This window comes from Agromyces sp. NPDC057679, assembly GCF_042799635.1.
In the GTDB taxonomy this organism is placed as follows: Bacteria; Actinomycetota; Actinomycetes; order Actinomycetales; family Microbacteriaceae; genus Agromyces.
The window spans coordinates 1-4,406 of record NZ_JBHVIK010000010.1; the positions used below are offsets into that span (position 1 = coordinate 1).

At 67.3% G+C, this 4,406-nt stretch carries 6 protein-coding genes; 5 read left to right on the plus strand and 1 reads right to left on the minus strand.

The window, feature by feature from the left end; genetic code table 11:
• From ACFVAJ_RS21675 to ACFVAJ_RS21685, 3 genes are all read left to right on the plus strand, one after another.
• On the plus strand, positions 1–740 hold a 740-nt coding region (locus ACFVAJ_RS21675; protein WP_376947931.1), incomplete at its 5' end, for a hypothetical protein.
• Positions 737–1,048 carry a hypothetical protein gene (locus ACFVAJ_RS21680; RefSeq protein ID WP_376947934.1) on the plus strand — a complete coding sequence of 104 codons (312 nt, stop codon included), beginning with the start codon at positions 737–739 and terminating at the stop codon, positions 1,046–1,048. The genes ACFVAJ_RS21675 and ACFVAJ_RS21680, both read left to right, overlap by 4 nt.
• A 142-nt stretch (positions 1,049–1,190) precedes the next feature.
• Positions 1,191–2,558, plus strand: a complete 1,368-nt coding sequence (locus tag ACFVAJ_RS21685; protein ID WP_376947936.1) for a protein rep — start codon at positions 1,191–1,193, stop codon at positions 2,556–2,558.
• Positions 2,559–2,804: 246 nt separating this feature from the next.
• On the opposite strand, the gene ACFVAJ_RS21690 is transcribed toward ACFVAJ_RS21685, so the two are convergent.
• Positions 2,805–3,095, minus strand: coding sequence for a hypothetical protein (locus tag ACFVAJ_RS21690; RefSeq protein WP_376947939.1), 291 nt, complete (start codon positions 3,093–3,095; stop codon positions 2,805–2,807).
• 97 nt (positions 3,096–3,192) lie between these two features.
• Between ACFVAJ_RS21690 and ACFVAJ_RS21695 the strand changes: the two genes are divergently transcribed.
• Both ACFVAJ_RS21695 and ACFVAJ_RS21700 read left to right on the plus strand, forming a co-directional pair.
• Positions 3,193–3,618, plus strand: a complete 426-nt coding sequence (locus ACFVAJ_RS21695; RefSeq protein WP_376947941.1) for a hypothetical protein — start codon at positions 3,193–3,195, stop codon at positions 3,616–3,618.
• Positions 3,619–3,620: 2 nt separating this feature from the next.
• Positions 3,621–4,406: hypothetical protein (locus ACFVAJ_RS21700; RefSeq protein WP_376947943.1), on the plus strand; the 786-nt coding region annotated here is incomplete at its 3' end.

Consider the following 4,406-nt stretch of genomic DNA (forward strand, 5'->3'; position numbering starts at 1 on the left):
CCCGATACGGCGACTGGGGAGAGGTCGGCCAGCGGGCCATGTTCATCGTCGGGGACAACCCCGAGACCGCCCATCAGCGCCTGACCGAACTCGTCCGGCTGATCAAGGACCGGCCCTCACAGCTCGTGGCCGAACGAGGGACGCACAAGTTCTGGAAGGCCGGACCGACCGTCACGATCCCGCTGGTCCTGGTGCTCATGGACGAGTGCCACAACTACATCGACGCGGCCGGGCTCAAGGGCAAGGACAAGGAACTCATCGAGGCCAACCAGCGGCTCATGCGGACGGTCGCCAAGGAAGGTCGCGGCCTCGGCGTGATCCCCGTCGTCGGCACCCAGAAGCAGACCTCGGACGCGATCCCGACCGCCGTCCGCGACAACCTCGAAGTCGGCGTCTGCTTCGCCACCTTCACCATCGACGGGGCAGAGGCCGCGCTGGGCAACGGCATCCGCAAGGACGAGGAGAACCAGCCCACGACCCTGATCGACAAGGAACGCTTCGCCGGGGTCTGCGTCGTCACCGGGGTGCCCGGACTCTCCGGCCGCTACGACCGCGTCCGGGTGGGCGACATCGACGAGGCCGCCATGCTCCAGCTCGTCGCCGCGTCCATCGGCTACCGCGCCGACGTCATTCCCGCGGCTGCCCCCACCGTCCGAGACGTCTCCGCCGATTCGGCCGGCACAACCGTGCCGCTCCAGAAGGAAGCCCCGAAGACGACCCGTAGGAGGAAGGCGTCATGACCGCGTACGAGCCCCCGCCCGTCTACACCCCGACCCCGATCCACATCGGCCCCGGACAGGCCCTCAGCGCCCCTCAGAGCCTCCAGCAGCCCCCGGCCTACGTCGTGGTCCAGCAGGCTGCCCCCGCGCCCTCCTGGCTCCGTCAGCACTCCGGACAGCTCATCGCCGGGGCCGGGGCCGGGGTCCTGGTCGTCGCCCTCCTCCTGGCCGTCGCCGTCGTCGCGGTGGCGGTCGGGATCGCAGCCATCTCGGCGGCCATCGGCTGGCTCGTCATCAAGAGCCTGATGGGCCAGCAGAACGCGAAGTGACCGCCCGGCGTGTTCGTATCACGCCGGTCGGCCACTGAGGACAGGATCGCACGAGAGACGCAAAGGGGGCCCGAAAGCGCTGGTGACGCTTCGGGCCCCTTGGTCTCCGCCCCGCCTCTGACAGCACGAACGGAGAACGTCCATGGACAGCGTAGGGCAGACCGCCGACACCGGTCGAGACGACCAGGCCGGTGTGATCGAGGCCGAAGAGCTGATCACGGAACAGGTCCGCAGGACCCTCACGGCCACGGCCGGTCGCCAGGTCTCCCGGCAGCCCCGGGCCGAAGGCAGGAGGGGCAGCCGGGCCGCCTCTGGCGGCCTGGCGGACGGCCCTTCTAGGTACAACGCGAATAATGTTTCCCACATCCAAGAACTTCCCAGCTCAGAGGCCGAATCGGCCGTTCGGCAGGATCGCCGTGGGAAGCGCTTCGCACAGCGGCAAGTCCTCTGGGGGATCACCACGATCCCGCGCGTCAAGAAGTGCGGCCGGACCACCAACGGGAACGTCGGCGACGGCCTGGCGGCGGTCGTCGTCAACGCTGGCGTCGCCCACTGGTCCGGCTTCTGCTCCTGCGGCTCCATCTGGGCCTGCCCGGTGTGCTCGGCCAAGATCCGGGCCACCCGCGCCGACGAGATCGCACGCGCCGTCGCCCGGCACATGGCCGACGGCGGAACGGCCTGGATGGTCACCCTGACGGCCCGTCACAAGAAGCATCACGATCTTGCCGACCTCTTCGACGCGGTCGCCAACGGATGGCGTCAGCTCATGTCCGGCCGGGCCTGGGCCGGTGACCCGAAGCGGGGAGTGTTCGGAGAACGCGACCGGCTCGGAGTCCGGGGCAATATCCGCTCGCTCGAAATCACCTACGGAACCCGCAACGGCTGGCATCCGCACCTGCATGTCGTCCTCCTCCTCAACGAGGAAACCGGCCCCGAACTCGCCTACGCAATTCACCGGTGGGACAAGGTTTGGCGGGCCTGGATGAAGAAGAAGGGATACGAGCCGAGCAAGGAACACGGTGTCAACTGGTCCAAGGTCACCACCCCGGAAGAGGCAGGTGAATATATCGCCAAGGTCCAGGAAGGCAAAGGCCACCTCGGCAACGAAATGGCCCGTGGCGACATGAAGGCCGGACGCCTCGGAACCCTCGCCCCGTTCGAGATGCTGGAATACCTGCGCGTCACCGGAGACGCCGCCGTCGTCCCGGTCTGGCACGAGTACGAGAAGGCGACCTTCCGGCGACGAGCGATCACATGGTCACGCGGCCTGCGGGCCCAACTCCTCGATGACGAACCGGAGTTGACCGACGAAGAGGTCGCGGCCGAAGAGGTCGGCGGGGAGACGTGGGCACTTCTGCCGGCCGAATCGCTCCGGGCCATGCGACGGGTGCCGGGCCTCCAGGCCGCCATCCTCGACGCTGCCGAGAACGGCGGATTCGCAGAGCTGGTCAACCTTCTGACTGCCTACCACCTGGTCTACGAGAAGGGCCCCGACGCTCCCGCAGGATGACCAACTTCCTAGGGGTTGGGAAAGTGTTTGCCGAAAGGTGATCTGCGGGGCGGGATCATGAAAAGGGGCCATTACACTTGTACCAATGGAGAGGGCTGGAAAGCCCTCACCGCGTAAGTGGGCACTCGGCCCCTTTTCTTGATCCCGGAGGGGCCCCGCTGATCAGCTTTCGGTAAAGACTTTCTCAGGCCCGGTCCCACCAAAAAGGCCCCCGCCCAATTCGGACGGGGGCCTAATTGACTTTCATCAGCCATCCTGTTTCCTCCGCTTGTACAGGGCCGCAGTCGAGACCTTCGCCGCCCGCGAAACCTCAGTCGGAGAAAGGCACTTGGATTCCAGGGCCTCATCCGACAGGGTTCGTTCCAGTGATCGACTCTCCTCCCGGATGTCAGAGGCAGCACGGAGGATCGTCCGGTACCACTCCGCCGCGTCCGGCCGGTTCGCCTGATCCGCCGTCAGCCCGTACACCGCCAGGTCCCGGAGACGTTCGAGCTGCCGTTTGGCCTGATCAGCAGTCTTCTTCGGTACGGCCGACATAGGGAACTCCTCCATGCAATCCACAAACCAGTTGACAATCCCCGTTGACTGGGTTCAGGGTAGAGCACAGCACAGCACGTAGTCACCCACTCGTCACATGACGACACGTCAGAAAGAGGCCCCCATGCCCGCGATCTTCTTCGTTGACCAGGCCAAGAGCTTCAACATGCTGATGTTCCTCAGCAGCTCCCCGAAGACCGTCTTCGGCAACAACGACAAGCAGGACACGACCAAGGACGGCATCCCGAAGTGGGAGGTCCAGGTCGTCGCCACCTTCCAGCAGTTCGGCCGCGTCGAGAACGAGATCCTCAAGATCGGCATCGCGTCCCACCAGGACCCCGCCCAGACCCTCGGCGGCCCGACCCCCGTCGAGCTCGTCGGCTTCCGTGTGGGCGTCAGCCCCGCCGAGAAGCGGACCGACAAGAACGGCAACGAGCGGATCGTGGGCGGCACGGCCTGGTACCAGGCCGACGAGGTCCGCGCCATCTCCGCCGTCCCGTCCGGCCGGAAGTCGGAGGGCTGACCGTGACCTCCTCCGTCTTGGACGGGCTGAACGCGGCCCCCCTGATCGCCCTGGTTGCCCTCGTGGCCCTGGTCGGCTGGGGGGCCGCTCGGCTCCTGATCACCACCTACCGCTACCTCCGCGCAACCCCGCTCCAGCGGCGCCGGATGCGGCACGCCTGGCGGATCTCGCTCCGGTGGAAGCGCCTCGCCCCCAACCTCGGCCTCGCCCGCGTGGACGAGAACACCAAGGGCCGCAAGGGCATGGACGGCAAGCCGGTCAAGCCGATCACCGTCGTCCCGAAGATCCGGGTCTACCCCGAGCCCTGGGGCATCCGGGTCCGCGCCGCCACGATCCCGAAGGTCGGCATCGAGGAGTACGAGAAGGCAGCCGGGTGGCTGGCCGACTCCTGGGGCTGCCAGACGGTCGAGGTCCAGCGCGTCGCCCCCGGTGTGGTCGAGCTTCGCGGCCTCGTCGGCAACCCGCTGGACGAGCACTTCCCGTACGCCTTCCCGGCCGGGGACGACTGGGTGCTCCCGCTCGGCCGCAACCCCTGGGCCCGCGACCTCGTCATCCCGCTCCGAGAGCTGTCCGGCATCAAGGTGGCCGGCATGCCGGGCTACGGCAAAACCATGCTCATGCTCGGCTGGTTCGCCTCCCTCGCTCGGCGGCCCGAGGTCCAGTTCGCCGTGTTCGACGGCAAGACCAGCGACCCCCGATACGGCGACTGGGGAGAGGTCGGCCAGCGGGCCATGTTCATCGTCGGGGACAACCCCGAGACCGCCCATCAGCGCTTGACCGAACTCGTC

Bases quoted from the DNA above. Each gene is read 5' to 3' on its own strand.
- ACFVAJ_RS21680 (WP_376947934.1), top strand. From the start codon at position 737: ATGACCGCGTACGAGCCCCCGCCCGTCTACACCCCGACCCCGATCCAC.
- ACFVAJ_RS21695 (WP_376947941.1), top strand. From the start codon at position 3,193: ATGACGACACGTCAGAAAGAGGCCCCCATGCCCGCGATCTTCTTCGTT.
- ACFVAJ_RS21690 (WP_376947939.1), bottom strand. From the start codon at position 3,095: ATGTCGGCCGTACCGAAGAAGACTGCTGATCAGGCCAAACGGCAGCTC.
- ACFVAJ_RS21685 (WP_376947936.1), top strand. From the start codon at position 1,191: ATGGACAGCGTAGGGCAGACCGCCGACACCGGTCGAGACGACCAGGCC.